Origin of the sequence: Streptomyces sp. NPDC001502 (assembly GCF_042894785.1) — a bacterium.
Taxonomy (GTDB): domain Bacteria; phylum Actinomycetota; class Actinomycetes; order Streptomycetales; family Streptomycetaceae; genus Streptomyces; species Streptomyces kutzneri.
The window spans coordinates 46,529-62,507 of the sequence record NZ_JBIAVW010000023.1; the positions used below are offsets into that span (position 1 = coordinate 46,529).

At 75.4% G+C, this 15,979-nt stretch carries 12 protein-coding genes; 11 read left to right on the forward strand and 1 reads right to left on the reverse strand.

Annotated elements, in window-relative coordinates; genetic code table 11:
* The first annotated feature begins 6 nt into the window (after positions 1-6).
* The 8 genes from ACFY0D_RS31935 (at position 7) to ACFY0D_RS31970 (ending at position 10,936) form a co-directional block, all read left to right on the forward strand.
* On the forward strand, positions 7-1,203 hold the full coding sequence (locus ACFY0D_RS31935) for a glycosyltransferase (protein WP_390801440.1): 1,197 nt from the start codon (positions 7-9) through the stop codon (positions 1,201-1,203).
* Positions 1,200-2,729, forward strand: coding sequence for an exopolysaccharide biosynthesis polyprenyl glycosylphosphotransferase (locus ACFY0D_RS31940; RefSeq protein WP_390801441.1), 1,530 nt, complete (start codon positions 1,200-1,202; stop codon positions 2,727-2,729). The genes ACFY0D_RS31935 and ACFY0D_RS31940 overlap by 4 nt, the downstream gene beginning before the upstream one ends.
* Positions 2,729-4,159 carry an O-antigen ligase family protein gene (locus tag ACFY0D_RS31945; protein WP_390801442.1) on the forward strand — a complete coding sequence of 477 codons (1,431 nt, stop codon included), beginning with the start codon at positions 2,729-2,731 and terminating at the stop codon, positions 4,157-4,159. Before ACFY0D_RS31940 ends, ACFY0D_RS31945 begins: the two co-directional genes overlap by 1 nt.
* Positions 4,160-5,022: 863 nt before the next feature.
* Positions 5,023-6,873 (forward strand): murein biosynthesis integral membrane protein MurJ, encoded by a 1,851-nt coding sequence (murJ, locus tag ACFY0D_RS31950; RefSeq protein ID WP_390801443.1) that lies wholly within the window; start codon positions 5,023-5,025, stop codon positions 6,871-6,873.
* The gene (locus ACFY0D_RS31955; protein WP_301370335.1) at positions 6,863-7,639 is read left to right on the forward strand and encodes a polysaccharide deacetylase family protein; all 777 of its coding nucleotides are present in this window, start codon (positions 6,863-6,865) and stop codon (positions 7,637-7,639) included. The genes murJ and ACFY0D_RS31955 overlap by 11 nt, the downstream gene beginning before the upstream one ends.
* Positions 7,636-8,883 (forward strand): glycosyltransferase, encoded by a 1,248-nt coding sequence (locus ACFY0D_RS31960; protein WP_390801444.1) that lies wholly within the window; start codon positions 7,636-7,638, stop codon positions 8,881-8,883. The genes ACFY0D_RS31955 and ACFY0D_RS31960 overlap by 4 nt, the downstream gene beginning before the upstream one ends.
* A 71-nt stretch (positions 8,884-8,954) precedes the next feature.
* Positions 8,955-9,797, forward strand: coding sequence for a lipopolysaccharide biosynthesis protein (locus ACFY0D_RS31965; protein ID WP_390801445.1), 843 nt, complete (start codon positions 8,955-8,957; stop codon positions 9,795-9,797).
* The gene (locus tag ACFY0D_RS31970; protein WP_351150201.1) at positions 9,794-10,936 is read left to right on the forward strand and encodes a GNAT family N-acetyltransferase; all 1,143 of its coding nucleotides are present in this window, start codon (positions 9,794-9,796) and stop codon (positions 10,934-10,936) included. Before ACFY0D_RS31965 ends, ACFY0D_RS31970 begins: the two co-directional genes overlap by 4 nt.
* A 5-nt stretch (positions 10,937-10,941) precedes the next feature.
* On the opposite strand, the gene ACFY0D_RS31975 is transcribed toward ACFY0D_RS31970, so the two are convergent.
* On the reverse strand, positions 10,942-12,660 hold the full coding sequence (locus tag ACFY0D_RS31975) for a glycosyl hydrolase (RefSeq protein WP_390801446.1): 1,719 nt from the start codon (positions 12,658-12,660) through the stop codon (positions 10,942-10,944).
* 150 nt (positions 12,661-12,810) lie between these two features.
* Between ACFY0D_RS31975 and ACFY0D_RS31980 the strand changes: the two genes are divergently transcribed.
* The 3 genes from ACFY0D_RS31980 to ACFY0D_RS31990 all read left to right on the forward strand — a co-directional run bounded on the left by ACFY0D_RS31980 (position 12,811) and on the right by ACFY0D_RS31990 (position 15,977).
* Positions 12,811-14,298, forward strand: a complete 1,488-nt coding sequence (locus tag ACFY0D_RS31980) for an ATP-grasp domain-containing protein (protein WP_390801447.1) — start codon at positions 12,811-12,813, stop codon at positions 14,296-14,298.
* 67 nt (positions 14,299-14,365) lie between these two features.
* Complete coding sequence (locus ACFY0D_RS31985; RefSeq protein WP_390801511.1) at positions 14,366-15,667, forward strand: NAD(P)-binding domain-containing protein; 1,302 nt, start codon at positions 14,366-14,368, stop codon at positions 15,665-15,667.
* Between the two features lie 25 nt (positions 15,668-15,692).
* Positions 15,693-15,977: a hypothetical protein gene (locus tag ACFY0D_RS31990; protein WP_390801448.1), complete on the forward strand. Its 285-nt coding sequence runs from the start codon at positions 15,693-15,695 to the stop codon at positions 15,975-15,977.
* Positions 15,978-15,979: the final 2 nt, after the last annotated feature.

Here is a 15,979-nt window from a genome sequence, read left to right on the forward strand (position 1 = left end):
CTCCACGTGCCCAGTCAGCCTCGGGCGGCACAGCCCACGACCGTCCTCCATCTCGTACAACCCGTCGACGGCGGCGTGGCCAGGGTCGTCACCGACCTCGTCCGCGCGCAGACCGCCGAAGGGCTGCGCGCCGTCGTCGGGTGTCCGCCCGGCGGCACGCTCGGCGACGCCGCCCGGGCCGCCGGAGCCGAGGTGCTCACCTGGAACGCCGGGCGGGCCCCCGGACCCGGACTGCCCGCCGAGATCATCGGCGCCCGGCAGGTGCTCCACCAGGTCCGGCCCGACCTCCTGCACGCCCACAGCGCCAAGGCCGGCCTGGCCGGCCGGCTCGCCGCGCGCGGGAGCCTGCCCACCGTCTTCCAGCCCCACGCCTGGTCCTTCGACGCGGTCGGCGGGGCCACCGGCGCGCTCGCGCTGCGCTGGGAGCGGTACGGGGCCCGCTGGGCCGACCGGGTGCTCTGCGTCAGCGACGCCGAACGCCGCGCGGGCGAGACCGAGGGGATCACCGCCCGCTGGTCGGTGATCCGCAACGGCGTGGACCTCGACCACTTCCGCCCCGGCGGACCGGACCCCGACCGGGACAGGGCCCGCGCCCGCGCCGAACTGCCGCTGCCCGCAGGCTTTCCGGGCGACGGGCCGCTCGCCGTCTGCGTGGGCCGCATCTGCCTCCAGAAGGGGCAGGACATCCTGCTGCGGGCCTGGCCGGAGCTCCTCGCCACCGTCCCCGGAGCCCGCCTCGCCCTCGTCGGGGACGGCCCCGACACCGAACGGCTGCGCCGCATCGCCGCGCTGTCCGGCACCAGCGTGCACTTCGCGGGCGCCGCCGCCGACATCCGACCGTGGCTTCGGGCCGCCGATCTCGTTGTACTGCCGTCGCGGTGGGAAGGCATGGCGCTCGCCCCGCTCGAAGCCATGGCCTGTGGCCGCCCCGTCCTGGTCTCCGACGTCAGCGGTGCCAGGGAGAGCCTGCCGCCGGGCCAGGGGCGCCTGTGCCTGGTGCCGCCGGAGGACCCGACGGCCCTGGCCGAGGCCCTGGGACGGCTGCTCGCCGAGCCGCGGCTCCTCGCCGAACTCGGCGAGCAGGCCCGGCAGCACGCCCGGACCGACTTCGACGTGCGGCGGACCACGGCCGCGGTCTCCGGCCTGTACCACGAACTGCTGGGCAGGCCCCGGCCCTTGAACCAGGAGCGCATCAGCCGATGACGATGGACAGCGCACCCGCCCGGCACACCGGGCAGGGCGGCACGGGGCCCACCGGCGGAGGCGCCTTCGCGCCCGCGCACCCCGCGGCGGCCCGACGTTCAGCGACCGCCATCCACCCCCCGCGCGGGCCCAGGGCCGACCCGACCCGCTCCGCCGTACGCCCCCGGCGCATCCGCCGCCGCGGCCGAGTGCTTCCGCTGCTCACCGCGGACGCGCTGGCCGCCGTACTCACCGCGACGACCCTGCCCGCGACGGCGCTGCCCGTCCTGTCCGCGGCCCCCGTCCTGCTCGCCGCGCTCCACGCGCAGGCCGGGCTCTACCGGCCGCGGCTCGCCCCCTCCGCACTCCTCGAACTGCCCGTGCTGGCCGGGCGGTCCGCCGTCCTGTGGTGCTCCGTCGCCGCCGTCACGGCCGCCGCCGACCCGGGCCGGGCCATCGGCTGGAGCGCGCTGCTCACCGCCGTCTGCCTGCAGGTCGTCCTGGCGTGCGCGGGCCGCGGCCTCGTCAACCAGCTCCAGCGCCGCTCGGCCGTACGCCGACCCGCCTCCGCCCTCGTCGTCGGACCCGGCGCCGGGGCGAGCGCGGTGGCCGCCGCCCTGCACGGCCGACCCGAATTCGGGCTGCGCCCGGTCGGACTCGCAGATCCCGTCGTGGGCTACGTGCCCGCCGAGGGCGACGGCGGCGCCCTGCCGCTGCTCGCCACCCACGAGGACATCCGGCGCGCAGTCATCCAGAACTCCGTCGGGCACGCGGTGTTCACCCGCCCCCCGGAGGCCGACGAGCGCACCGCCTCCCTGGTCCGGCTCTTCCACGACCACGGCTGCCGGCTGTGGCTCGCCGACCCGGCCGGCACCGCCAAGGTCACCGGCATGCGGGTGGCGCAGCCCGCGGACCAGCTCTGGGGGTACGCGGTGCAGCCGCTGCTGCCGCGCCCCGCCCGGCCGCTGGAGCGCTGGGCCAAGCGGGGCATCGACACCGTCCTCGCCCTGATCGCCCTGCTCGCCGCCGCGCCCGTGATGGGGGCGTGCGCGCTGGCCGTAAGGGTCTGGGACGGGCCGGGGGTGATCTTCCGGCAGGAGCGGGTCGGCCTGTACGGGCGCCCCTTCACCCTGCTGAAGTTCCGTACCCTGCGCGCCGACGCGCACGAGGCCGCCACCCGCTGGACGGTGGCGGGCGACCGCGGCATGAGCCCGGTCGGGTCCTTCCTGCGCAAGTCCTCGCTGGACGAGCTGCCACAGCTGTGGAACGTCGTACGCGGTGACATGGCCCTGGTCGGGCCCCGCCCCGAACGGCCCTTCTTCGTCGCCAAGTTCTCCACCGTGCACCCCGGCTACGAGGCCCGGCACCGGATGCCCGTCGGCATCACCGGCCTCGCCCAGATCAACGGCCTGCGCGGGGACACCTCCATCGAGGACCGGGCCCGCTTCGACAACCACTACATCGACACCTGGTCGCTGTGGCAGGACCTGTGGATCCTCGCCCGCACCGCGGCCTCCTTCTTCCGCTTCCGGCTGGGGGGCAGCTGATGAGTCTCGCCGTACCGGGCCGGTGGATCCGGCCGGACGGGCCGGATCTGCTGCGCCGGCACTGGCCGCTGCTGCCGCTGGCCGCCACCGTGCTGTTCCTGCTCGCCCCGCTCCCGGCGGGGGACGCCACCGCTTCCGGGAAGGTCGGCCCGGCCGACGCCGCCTCGCTGCTGCTGGTCTTCGTCTGCGCGGTGCAGGCGCTGCGCGGCCGGGTGCGGGCGCTGACCCCGCTGGGGGTCCTCGTGCTCGGGGCGCCTGCCGTGGGCCTCGCGGTCGCCACGATGACCGCGGGGGACCCGTACGCCGCCCTGCCCGGCTTCGTGCGCTACCTGCAGGTCTTCGTCCTGGTACCGGCGGCCGTGGTGCTGCTGGTGCGCGACGCCGCGGAGTTCCGGCTGGCCGCCGGGTGCTTCGTGGTCCTGGCGCTGGTGCAGGGCGCGGTGGGGGTGGTGCAGTACGCCACCCACACCGGGGCCTCGTACCAGGGCGAGGACGTCCGGGCCGTCGGCACCTTCGGCCCCGGTGACGTCATGGGCATGGCCACCGTCGTGGCGTACGGGCTGATCGTGGCGACCGCCGCCGGTCTCGCTCCGGGGCTGCCGCGGCGCATCCGGCGGATCGCCGGGGGCTGCGCCTTGGCGCTGGTGCTCCCGCTGGTGCTGTCCTTCAGCCGGGGCGCGTGGATCGCCACCTTCGGCGCGGCGGTGCTGGTGATGGCGCTGGCCGGGATCCGGCGGGCCCTGAAGGTGGTCGCCGCGCTCGGCGCCGCCGGGGTGGTCCTGGTCGGCGGGTTGGGGGTCGGCTCGGAGATGGTCGCCGAACGGCTGACCTCCATCACCCAGGTCTCCAGCGCCCCCGACCAGTCGGTGACCGACCGCTACACGATGTGGGCCGCCGCCGAGTCGATGTGGCGCGAGCGGCCGGCGGTGGGGGTGGGGCTCAAGGGCTTCCCGGCCAACCGGGACGGGCACGCCTCGCTGGGCCTGTCCTCCGGCAGCGACACCGCCGGCGCCGGCCAGGCGTACCTGCGCCAGCCGCTGCTCTCCCCGCACAACATGTACCTGCTGATCCTGAGCGAGCAGGGCCTGATCGGGCTGGTCGCGCTCGTGGGCGGCTGGGCGGCGCTGCTGGTGGCGGGCATGCGGCGGCTCGCCTCCGGCGGGGGAGCCAGGGACTGCGGGCTGATCGCGATCGGGCTGTTCGTGTGGCAGCTGACCGACTTCCTCTACGCGGACATCGGCGGGCCGTCCACGGTGCTGACCGGAGTGATCATCGGCCTGGCGGCCTGGTGGGGGCTCCCCTCCCGGGGGGCTGCCGGTCCACTGCGTGGGGCGGCTGCGGGTCCACTGCGTGGGGCGGCTGCGGGTCCTGGGGTCGATTCCGGTGCGGGTTCACGGGGTAGGGCCCCCGGGGTTGCGGCTCGCCCGTGACGGACACCACGCCTTGGCGGCCCGCCTCCGGCTCCCCGGCCGGGGCGGGCCACGCCCGTGTCCCGGGCGCCCCGGACTCCGGCCCGTCACGTGCCCCGACGGACCCCGGCTTCGCCGCCCGCTCGCGGAACGCGCCTGTGGCCGGGCGTCCGGCCGGCGGGGTCGATCCGGCCGGCCGTCCCGGCGCGGTCGGGTACCCGCGGAACGCGCCCGTGACCGGGCGGCCCGCCGGCCTGACGGACCCCGGCTTCGCCGGCCGCTCAGGGAACACGTCCCTGCCTGGGCGACCCGCCAGCGGGGTCGATCCGGTCGGCCGTCCCGGCGTGGCCGGGTATCCGCAGCGTGTGCCCGGGCGGTCCGCCGGAGGGCTGGCTGCACCGGCCGCCGGGGATCCGGGATTCGTCGCCGCGGCGGTGCCGGTCCCTGCGGACCCCGGCTTCGCCGGCCGCTCAGGGAACACGCCCCTGCCTGGGCGACCCGCCAGCGGGGTCGATCCGGTCGGCCGTCCCGGCGTGGCCGGGTATCCGCAGCGTGTGCCCGGGCGGTCCGCCGGAGGGCTGGCTGCACCGGCCGCCGGGGATCCGGGACTCGTCGCCGCGACCGTGCCGGTCCCGGCGGACCCCGGCTTCGCCGGCCGCTCAGGGAACACGTCCCTGCCTGGGCGACCCGCCAGCGGGGTCGATCCGGTCGGCCGTCCCGGCGTGGCCGGGTATCCGCAGCGTGTGCCCGGGCGGTCCGCCGGAGGGCTGGCTGCACCGGCCGCCGGGGATCCGGGATTCGTCGCCGCGGCGGTGCCGGTCCCGGCGGATCCCGGGTTCGTCGCCGGGGGGGTCCCGGGCGGTAAGCCGGGTACGCGCAGGCCCGTGTTCGGCTCCGCCGGATATCCGGGCGGAGCCTCGGGCCGGCACAGCGTGCGGGTGGCGGCCCGGGTCGCGAGCGGCTCCGCCGACGCCCCCGAGGCCCGGGAGCCGTCCGAGCCGTCCGAGCCTGCCGTCCTCGGAGGGAGGGCCCGGCTCCGCCCTGTCCGCCGCGCGGGCGAGCTCTCCGCCACCCCCAGTGGGAACGCCCCCGGTGGGGGCCAAGGGTCCGAGTCCGTCACCCCCGGCGGGAGCCAGCCGCTCGGGCGGTTCCTGGCCAAGGCCGCCGCCGTCACCGCCGGACTGACCGCCGCCGGTGCGGTGTTCGGGCTCGTGCGCGACCAGACCATCGCCCACCTCTTCGGGGCCGGGCACGACAGCGACGCCTTCCTGATCGCCTGGACCGTGCCCGAGATGGCCTCGACGCTGCTGATCGAGGACGCCATGGCGCTGCTGATGGTGCCCGCCTTCAGCCACGCCCTGGCCCGGCGGGCCGCCAGCCGGGCCGGGCTCACCCGCAGGGAGGCCCGCACGCAGGACCCCGTACGGCTCCTGGTGGGGGCGACCCTGCCGCGCCTCGTCGTGTTCCTGGCCGCCGTCGCCTCCCTGCTCGTCGTGGCCGCGCCCGCCGTCGTCGCCGTACTCGCCCCCGGCCTGCCCGACCCCGCACTGGCCGTCGAGTGCACCCGGCTCACCGCGCTGACCGTGCTCTCCTTCGGCATCGCCGGATACTTCAGCGCCGCCCTGCGCGCGCACAGGTCCTTCCTGCCGCCCGCCGCGATCTATGTCTCGTACAACATCGGCATCATCGGCACGATGGTGGCCCTGCACGCCCTGTGGGGCGTCCGGGCCGCCGCCGCGGGCGTCGCGGTCGGCGGGCTCCTGATGGCGCTCGTCCAACTGCCCGCCTTCGTCCGGAACGTGGGCTTCGGCCCGCCCCGCGCGAAGAAAGCCGCCCCGCGCAACCAGCGCGACCGGGACCGCCCCACCCTCATCGCCTTCGGGGTCATCGCCCCCGTGATCTTCTTCGCGGTGTTCCGGCAGTCGCAGGTGCTCGTCGAGAGGTTCCTGGCCGCCTCGCTCCCGTCCGGGGCGATCTCCCACCTCAACTACGCGCAGAAGGTCGCGCAGATGCCGATGGTGCTCTCGCTGATGATCTGCACCGTCACCTTCCCCGTCGTCGCCCAGGCCATGGCCGGGGGAGAGCGGGAGAAGGCCCGGCGGCGGGTGGAGCAGGACCTCGCGCTGGCCTCGCTGGCCGTCCTGATGGGCACCGCACTCGTCATCGGCTACGCGCCCCAGATCATCCAGGTCCTCTTCGAACGCGGCGCCTTCACGCACGCGGACACCCTCGCCACCGCCTCCGTCATGCGGGTCTACGGACTCGGACTCCTCGGCCACTGCCTCGTCGGCGCACTGTCCCGGCCCTTCTTCTCGACCGCCCGGCCCACCTGGTTCCCGGCGTTCGCGATGGGTGCCGGACTGCTCGTCAACGTCGTGGCCGGAGCCTTCGCCGTCGGCTGGTGGGGCATTTACGGCATCGCCGCCGCCAACGCCGCCGGCATCTCCACCACCGCCGTCCTGCTGCTCACCGGCCTCGGCTCCCGGATCATCGCCATCCAGGTCCGCCGGGTCGCCGTCAGCATCGGCCGGCTCGCCGTCGCCGCCGTCGCCGCGGGCGCCACCGGCTGGATCGCCGGCCCGATGATCCCCGACCCGATGGTCAGCGCCGCCCTCGGCTGCCTGTTGGTCCCGGCCATGTTCGGAGCCACCGGCACGGCCATACGCGCCCTCGAAGTCACCGCCCTGCCCGGTCAGATCTCCCAGCTCACGCAGAGGTTCCGCAATGTCCGCTGACACCGACACGGCCCCCGCCGCCGTGGTGGTCCCCACCCGCCGGACCGCTTCGCCGTGGGTCCTGATGTACCACTCGGTCGCCGAGTTCACCGACCCCGCGGAGGACCCGTACGGGATCACCGTCACCCCGCTCGCCCTGGAGGCCCAGCTGCTGTGGCTGCGCTCCCGCGGCCTGCGCGGGGTCTCCGTCGGCGAACTGCTGCGGGCCCGCGCCGCCGGGCGCGGAGCCGGGCTGGTCGGGCTGACCTTCGACGACGGATACACCGACTTCCTGACCCACGCGCTCCCGCTGCTGAGCCGCTACGACTGCACCTCCACCCTCTTCGTGCTGCCCGGGCGGCTCGGCGTGGACAACGTGTGGGACCCGCTGGGCCCGCGCAAGTCCCTGCTCACCGCCGAGGGCATCCGCGAAGTCGCCGACGCCGGACAGGAGATCGGCTCGCACGGACTGCTCCACCAGGACCTCACCGCGACCGCCGACGACGTGCTCCAGCAGGAACTGCGGGGCAGCCGCGACCTGCTGCGCGAGCTGACCGGCACCCTGCCCGAGGGGTTCTGCTACCCGTACGGGCACCTCGACGCCCGGGTCGTCGACGCCACCCGGGCCGCCGGTTACGGCTACGCCTGCGCCATCGACCCCGGACGGCTCGCCGGCCCGCACGCACTGCCGCGTACGCACGTCAGCCAGGCCGACGGAGGCGCCCGGCTGCGCATCAAGCAGCTCCGCCACCAGGTGCGCGAGCTGCGGCGCGGGGTGCAGCGGTGAAGACGCTCCAGTCGGTCAAGGCCCTGCACATCATCACCGGACTCGGCGTCGGCGGCGCCGAACAGCAACTGCGGCTGCTGCTGCGCCACATGCCGATGCAGTGCGACGTGCTGACGCTGACCAACCCCGGGCCGGTGGCCGAGGGGCTGCGCGCCGACGGGGTCCGGGTCGTCCACCTGGGCATGCGGGGCAACCGGGACCTGGGGGCGCTGCCCCGGCTGGTGCGGTTCATCCGGCGCGGCCAGTACGACCTCGTGCACACGCACCTGTACCGGGCCTGTGTCTACGGGCGCCTCGCGGCCCGGCTCGCGGGCACCACGGCGACCGTGGCCACCGAACACTCCCTCGGCGAAGGCGAGATCGAGGGCAGGCCGCTCTCGGGCGGGGTGCGCACGCTGTATCTGGCCAGCGAACGCCTGGGTGCGGCCACCGTGGCCGTCTCCGACACCGTGGCCGCCCGGCTGGAGGGGTGGGGGGTGCCGGCCGCGCGGGTGCACGTCGTACCGAACGGGATCGAGGCCGTCCGCTTCCGCTTCGACGAGGGCGTCCGGCGGGCCACCCGGGCCCGCACCGGGCTGCCCGAGCGGGCCTTCGTGGTCGGCGGGGTCGGCCGGCTGGTCCCCGGCAAGCGGTTCGACGTCCTGGTGCGGGCCGTGGCCGCGCTGCCGGGGGCGCATCTGCTGCTGGCCGGGGACGGGCCGGAGCGGGCGGGGCTGCGCCGGCTGGCCGCCGAGCTCGGTGCGCAGAGCCGCATCCACCTGCTGGGGGAGCGGGATCCGCTGGGCGACAGCGCGGACGGCCGCACCCCGGGCATCCCGGCGCTGCTGGCCGCCATGGACGTGTTCGTCTCCCCCTCGCGGGAGGAGGCCTTCGGGCTCGCCGTCGTGGAGGCCCTGGCCGCAGGTCTGCCGGTCCTGCACGTGACCTGCCCGGCCATCGACGACCTGCCCGCCGCGCAGGCCCCCGGGGCCCGGCGCATCGGCACGGGCACGGAGGAACTGGTCGCGGCGCTGCGGGGCCACATGGAGGCGGGCGCGCGCCGGCTGCCCCCGCCGCCGGTGGTCCGCCGCTACGACATCGCCCGCAGCGCGCGGCAGCTGCTGGACGTGTACGACCTCGCCCTCTCGGCCGCGCCGGGCGCCGCCGGGACGGCCCGGGGCCGCGCCGCCGGCGGCGCAGCCGTCGTCGGAGCCCGGCGAGAGCCGGCCGGGCCCGGACCGGCGGAGCCGACCGGCACCGGCTGATCCCTCCCCTGCCCGAAGGGGTCCCGACGGGACCCGAAGAACGTCCCTCCACCCAGGAAGCGAGCACGTCCATGGCCGACACGTCCGAGAAGAACTCCGAGAAGAACCCCGAGAAGAACCCCGAGAAGAAGGCCGAGAAGAAGGCCGAGAGCAGGTCCGAGGGCAGGTCCGAGCGGAAGCCGGACCACCGCTCCGAGCGGAGGCCGCGCCGCCGGAAGCTGTCGGCGCCCCTGTGGTGGCCGCTGCCCGCCTGCGCCCTGCTGGGTCTCGCCGCGGGCGGGGCGTACGGGGTGCTCAAGGCCCCCGAGTACGCCGCCACCAGCTATGTCGTCGCCGTGCCCGACGACACCACCGAGCCGGCCACCGCCCTCGGTTTCGCGCAGGCCTACGCCCGTATCGCGACCAGCAGTTCCACCCTCGCCTACGCCCAGCCGCGGGCCGGCATCAGCGCCGCGAAGCTGCGTACCCAGGTACGGGCCGAGACCTCCCCCGAGTCCCCGATGATCGCCGTCACGGGTATGTCGAAGAGCCCCGCCGAGGCCGCCGACATCGCGAACGCGGTCGCCGACGCGCTGTCCCTGAGCAGCAATCAGGCCGCCAAGAACACCGGTGTCCAGCTGCTCCTCTTCAACCAGGCGGTCGCCCCGTCCGAGCCCGCCTCCCCGTCCGCCGCCATCAGCGGCGCCGTCGGGATGTGCGCCGGCGGCCTGCTGGGCGGACTGTGGCTGCTCGCCCGGCCGGGCCGCGCGCGGCGCTCCGAGGACAGCGCGACCGGGGCCCCGGCCGGGTCCGCGGGCGGCTCCCCGGTCGAGTCCTCGGTGGAGGCCGCCGCCCCGTCGCCGGTCGAGGAGTACGCCTCGCTGCCCGCCCAGGGTGAGCCGGCCTCGGCCAAGGAGAAGGAGTCCGTTCGATGAGTTCGGGCTCCGCCGGGGCCCTGTCGGTGACGCTGTGCCGCGACCCCCGGCAGTTCGCCGCGCTGGAGGAGTCCTGGAACAGGCTCTTCCGCGGCTGCCCCACCGCCACCCCCTTCCAGAGCCATGCCTGGCTCCACTCCTGGTGGCTGTCGTACGGCAAGGACGGCCGGCTCCGGATCGTCCTCGTCCGGCGGGGCGAGGAGCTGGTCGGCGCGGCCGCGCTGATGCTGGTACACCGGCCGATGCCCCTGCTGGTGCCGCTCGGCGGCCCCATCACCGACTACTTCGACGTGCTCGTGGCGGCGGAGTACGCCGACCAGGTCGTCCCGGCGCTGGCCCGCGGGCTGCACCGGGCCGCCCGCGGCGCCGTCGTGGACCTGCGGGAGGTACGTCCCGGAGCCGCCGCCGAGGAGCTGTACCGGCAGTGGCCCGGGGTCTCCAGCATGCTCGCCGACTCCACGTGCATGGAGCTGCCGACGCTGCCCTTCGACGAACTGGTCAAGCGGATGCCGGCCTCCGGCGCCCAGCGGGTCCGGGCCAAGCTGCGCAAGACCGACGCGGCCGGGATCGAGGAGCACGAGGTCACCGAGCAGGAAGTGCCGCGTGCCGTACGGACCCTGCTGCGGCTGCACGAGAAGCAGTGGCGCGGCCGCGGGGTGACGCCCGAGCACCTGCGGCCCCGCTTCGCCGAGCACCTGACCCGGGCGACGCGGCGGATGGTGCGGGCGGGGGAGAGCCGGCTGACGGAGTTCCGGCTGGACGGCAAGGTGGTGGCGGCCAACGTCACGCTGCTGTCGGCCGGGCTCAGCGGCGGCTACCTGTACGGGGCCGACCCCGACCTGCGGACGCGGAAGGTGGACGTCGCGACGCTGCTGCTGCGCTACGAGGCGGGGCGGGCGCTCGCCGAGGGCCGGCCGGTGGTGAGCTTCCTGCGCGGCAACGAGCCGTACAAGAACCACTGGCGGCCCGAAACGGTCGTCAACCGGCGTTTCCTGCTGGCCACGGCGGCGCTCGCGCCCCTGCTGCGTGTACACGAGTCGCAGGTGACGGGGCGCGAGCGGGCGGTGGACGTACTGCGGGAGGCGCTGCCGGCCGCCAGGGACTGGCGGGCGCGGCTCAACGAACTGCGGGTGCGATGACCCGTCTAGAAGGGCCAGAAGCTGGATTCCTTCCCGAAGTCCAGCTTGATGCAGACCGACTGCGTGCCGACCAGCTTGGAGAGCCACTCGCCGAAGTTGAGCGGCACGCACCAGTGCTTGCTGTTGACCGGCGGCGGCGTGGGCTGCGGCAGGGGCTTCGGCGGCGTGGGCTCGGGCTTCGGCGTGACCGGGCTCGGCGTGAGCGGGCTCGGGGCGACCGGGCTCGGGGTGACCGGCGAGGGCGCCGGGACCTGGGGCGTCGGGACCGCCGGCGAGGGCCGGGGGGAGGGCTCGGGATCGGTGTCGGGGTCGGGGACCTCGGGTGTCGGGACGAGCGGGCTGGGCGTGACCGGCAACGGGACCTGCGGGCTCGGGGCGACCGGGCTCGGGGTGACCGGCGCCGGGACGACCGGGCTCGGGCTGACCGGCAGCGGGGTCTGCGGGCTCGGGACCACCGGAGTGGGCTTCGGGACCTCGGGCGTCGGGACCACGGGTGTGGGGACCAGGGGCGTCGGGGCGACGGGCGTCGGGACCACCGGCGTGGGCGTCGGGACCTGGGGCGTCGGGACCTGAGGTGTGGGGACCTGAGGCGTGGGCACCTGCGGGATCGGCACCTGCGGGGTCGGCACCTGGGGCGTCGGGATCTGCGGGGTCGGCACGACCGGCGTGGGCACCACGGGGGTCGGGACCACCGGGGTCGGCACCACGGGCGTGGGCACCACCGGGGTCGGGATCACCGGGCCGGGCCGCTCCGGCGTCAGCGCGTCGCGGAAGGCCTTCGAGGACTCCGGGTTCTGCTTGCACTGCCACACGCCGTGCGGGCAGTAGTCGGTGATGGTGTGGTACAGCGGCTTGTGCTGCCCGATCCACTTCAGCATGCGCCGCACGTACTCCGGATTGTCCCCGCGCCGGAACAGCCCCCACTCCGGGTAGGAGATCGGCTTGCCGTGTGCTTTCGCGAAGTCGACCTGCTGCTGGAGCCCGTACGGCTGGGTGATCTGGTCGTCGAAGGTCTGGCCGGGACCCTGGTCGTACGAATCCATTCCGATGACGTCGACCACGTCGTCGCCCGGGTAGCACCTCGTCCAGCCGATCGCGTCCGCACCCCTGTTCGGGGCGAAGTCGAACTTGAACTCCTGCCCGGGTACGGCGCGCATCGTGTTGACGATGCGCTTCCAGTACAGCTTCCAGTTCTCCGGGTCCGGTGCGCACCGGTGGGTGTACGTGACGCCGTTCATCTCCCAGCCGAGCACGATCACCGTGTCCGGCACGCCCAGCTCCACCAGCCGCTCGGCGAGCCGCTCGAAGTGCCGGTCGAACCGGCCCTCGGCGCCCGCCCTGATCAGGTGGGCCACCTGGTAGTCGGGCACCCGGCCCTCGTTCCGCTCCTGCATGGGCACGTTGAGGACGAACAGCCGGTCGTCCTCGGCCAGGCGCCAGTCGGCCCAGTCCTCCAGGAACGAGACCCTGCCCTCGATGCCGGCCCAGTTGTCGCCGGGGAGATAGGTGTGCCCGACCCGGATCTCCTTGCCGCCCAGCCAGCTCGACAGGTACGGGATCCGGGCCACCCCGGGCGGCCCGTAGTCGAGATAGGCGCCCATGGCGATGTCCGAGCCCTCGGGCCGCTCCTTCTCGGGTGCCGCGAGCGCGGCACCGGTGGCCAGCAGTCCGGCCGTGACCGTACCGATGCAGGTGCTCGCCAGTCGGCGGCGTGGTCTGGGCATGGCGTCTCCCGAGCTTTCCTGAATCGGTGTGCTTACCAAAGACGTTAGGCATCAGATCTGACGAATGGCCTGTCCGGTGACTGCCGCGTAGGCCATTAGCAGGTGCGCACCACCCCCGCTTGGTCCGACTAGGTGAAAGACACCGTTGCCATGCACGCGTATCTCAACCATGTGCCCGCCGTTGTGCTCAGACTCGACCGCAATCCGTTCCACCACGGAACCCTCGGCGCCGTCAGATCCCTTGGCCGCAAGGGCGTGGAGGTCCATGCCGTCGTCGAGGCCGGGGGAGGTCCCATGGGGCGTTCGCGTTATCTGCGCGCCGTGCATCCCGGGCCGGCGGGCGGGCTGGACCCCGAGGCACCCGAGGCGCTGCTGGAGTGCCTGACCGGGGTGTCGGAGCGGATCGGCCGCCCGGCCGTGCTCATCGCCATGGACGACCTGAGCGCGATCGCCGTGTCCCGGGTCGCGCCGATGCTCCGGGAGCGTTTCCGGATTCCCCATCAGCCCGACAACCTGCCCGCCCGGGTGGCCGACAAGGCCGAGCTGTCGCGGCTCTGCGCGCGGTGGGACGTCCCGCACCCGGAGACCGTGATCCCGGCGAGCGGGGCCGAGGCGGCCGAGGCGGCCTGGCGGCTCGGCCTGCCGGTGGTCGCCAAGTGGAGCCGGCCCTGGCTGCTGCCCGCCGGGGCCGACGGGCTGCGCAGCACCATGCTCGTGCACACCACCGCCGAGGCCCGCCGGCTCTACGAGCGCTCCGCCGAGGCCGGGAGCAGGCTGCTGCTCCAGCGGTTCCTGCCGGCCGGTCCGGACACGGACTGGTTCTTCCACGGCGCCTTCGCGCGGGGCGGGCGTCCGCTGCTCGCGGGCTCGGGCCGCAAAGAGCTGTCCTGGCCGGTGCGGACGGGGCTGACGGCCGTGGGGCGCTGGCTGCCGGATCCGGCGGTGGAGGAGGCGGGGCTGCGGCTCGCCGAACGGCTCGGCTACCAGGGGATCCTGGACCTGGACTTCCGCCGCGACGAGCTGGGCTGCTTCCGGCTGGTGGACTTCAATCCCCGGCCTGGCGCGCAGTTCCGGCTGTTCGCGGACTCGGCCGGGCTGGACGTCGTACAGGCGATGTACCTGGACCTGACGGGCCAGCAGGTCCCGCGGCCTTCGGGCGGGCCGGGCCGGGTGTTCGTCGCGGAGAACTACGCGCTGCTGGCGAGGATCCGGGGCGGGTCGATGCCGCGCCGCCCGGCGGCGGTCCCCGCGGACCCGGCCGGGCCGGCGGGGGCGTCCGCGTCCTCGGGCCCGGGCGGGGCCAAGGGGCCGGACGCGAAGCAGGCCCCCAGGCGGTCCGCCGAGCGGGGGCGCGTCGAGACGGCCTGGTTCGCCGCCGACGATCTGCTGCCGTTCCTGGCGATGCTCGGCGCCCTGCTGGGGCGGGGTGCGGGGAAGGGCGTACGGGCGCTGCGCGGGGTTCCGGAGCAGGGCCGCCGCACGGCGCTCGCGGTCGTCCGCGCGCCCCGGCAGCGCGGCCGGAACCAGGCGCCCGCCGGATCCGGTGGTGCCGACGGTTCCGCCGGATCCGCCGCGCCGGCCTCCCGTGCCGTTCCGCCGGAGGCCTCGGCCGAGCCGGACGAGCTGGTGACCCGTTGACCCGGACCGGCGCGGCCGACCGGGCCGGGCCGGTGACCATCGAGCTGGAGGAGCGGCGTTGACGCGGATCGACGATCTCGTGGTGATCGGTGCGGGCCCGTACGGGCTGTCGATCGCCGCCCACGCGGCGGCCGCGGGGCTCGGCGTACGGCTGCTGGGGCGGCCCATGGCCTCGTGGCGCGACCACATGCCCGACGGCATGTACCTGAAGTCGGAGCCCTGGTCGTCCAACCTGTCCGCGCCGGACGGGCGGCACACCCTGGCCGATTACTGCGCGACCCTCGGGATCGCCGCGGAACACGGCACTCCGCTGCCGATCGGCACGTTCAGTGCGTACGGGATGTGGTTCGCCCGGCAGGCCGCGCCCGAGGTGGAGGAGGTGACCGTCCTGGAGGTGACCCCGCAGGGCGACGGCTTCCGCGTCCGCACCGCCGAGGGACCGCCCCTGCTCGCCCGTACGGTGGCCCTCGCGGTCGGGGTGATGCCCTTCGTCCGTCACCCCGAGGCGCTGGGGGACCTCCCGCCCGCGCACTACTCGCACAGCAGCGGCCACCGGGACCTGAGCCGGTTCGCGGGCCGCGAGGTCGCCGTGCTCGGGGCCGGGCAGGCGGCCCTGGAGACCGCCGCGCTGCTGGCCGAGCAGGGCGCCCGGCCCTGCCTGGTCGCCCGGCGCTCCCGGCTGAACTGGAACACCGTCCCGCAGCCCCTGGACCGGCCCCCGCTGCGGGCCCTGCGCGATCCGCACAGCGGCCTCGGTACCGGCTGGCGCAGCTGGGTGTGGTCCGAGCTGCCCTGGGCGGTGCGCCGGCTGCCCGCGCCCACCCGGGAGCGGATCGCGGCGACGGCGCTGGGCCCGGCCGGTGCCTGGTGGCTGCGGGACCGCTTCGAGCGGCGCGTCCCCGTCCTGCTCGGACACCGGCTGCACCGGGCGGTGGCGGTGGGCGAGCGGACCCGGCTCGGGCTGACCAACCGGGCGGGGGAGTCCGTGGTGCTGGACACCGCGCACGTCATCGCGGCCACCGGCTTCGTCCCGGAGCTGGCCCGGCTGGAGCTGCTCGACGCGGGATTGCGGGCGGCGCTGGAGACCGTGGGGGAGAGCGGGGCGCCGGAGCTGAGCCCCGGATTCGAGTCCTCGTGGCCCGGGCTGTTCTTCGCGGGGCTGCTGACGGCTCCCTCATTCGGCCCTTCCATGCGATTCGTGCACGGCGCGGGCTTCACGGCGGGGAGACTGGTGAGAGGAGTCCGCAAGCGCCTCGGTGCCCGGGGTCCGCGGCCGGGTTCCCCCGGTGTCGCCCGGCCGGGCCGGGCTGCTTTCCCCGGGCACGTTCCGGGGGTACCCCCAGGGCATCCGAAGACGTATCTGCGGTGAGATCCGCGGAGAGAAGGGGTCCGTGATGAGCTCGGAGCGAGCGCAGGGCCGCGGCTGGGTACGCATTCCCGCCAGCCGCGGGGAACAGCCCGCCGGTCGGGCCAGGGCCGCCGGGTACGACCGCACCGCGTACCCGGGGCCGTACGCGGGCCCGTACGCGGGTCCGTACGCGACGGCCTCCCACGCCGACCAGCCCACGATCTACCTCTCCGTGGTCAAGCGCTGGAAGGAGGCCGGGCGCACCCTTCCGGGGCATCCTGACGAGGAGTGGGAGCGGTTGATCTCCCAGCCGTGCTGGCCCGGCCGTTAGGT

Excerpts from the sequence above, each read along its gene's own strand:
- ACFY0D_RS31940 (WP_390801441.1), top strand. The coding sequence starts at position 1,200 with ATGACGATGGACAGCGCACCCGCCCGGCACACCGGGCAGGGCGGCACG.
- ACFY0D_RS31945 (WP_390801442.1), top strand. The coding sequence starts at position 2,729 with ATGAGTCTCGCCGTACCGGGCCGGTGGATCCGGCCGGACGGGCCGGAT.
- ACFY0D_RS31955 (WP_301370335.1), top strand. The coding sequence starts at position 6,863 with ATGTCCGCTGACACCGACACGGCCCCCGCCGCCGTGGTGGTCCCCACC.
- ACFY0D_RS31965 (WP_390801445.1), top strand. The coding sequence starts at position 8,955 with ATGGCCGACACGTCCGAGAAGAACTCCGAGAAGAACCCCGAGAAGAAC.
- ACFY0D_RS31970 (WP_351150201.1), top strand. The coding sequence starts at position 9,794 with ATGAGTTCGGGCTCCGCCGGGGCCCTGTCGGTGACGCTGTGCCGCGAC.
- ACFY0D_RS31975 (WP_390801446.1), bottom strand. The coding sequence starts at position 12,660 with ATGCCCAGACCACGCCGCCGACTGGCGAGCACCTGCATCGGTACGGTC.
- ACFY0D_RS31980 (WP_390801447.1), top strand. The coding sequence starts at position 12,811 with ATGCACGCGTATCTCAACCATGTGCCCGCCGTTGTGCTCAGACTCGAC.
- ACFY0D_RS31990 (WP_390801448.1), top strand. The coding sequence starts at position 15,693 with ATGAGCTCGGAGCGAGCGCAGGGCCGCGGCTGGGTACGCATTCCCGCC.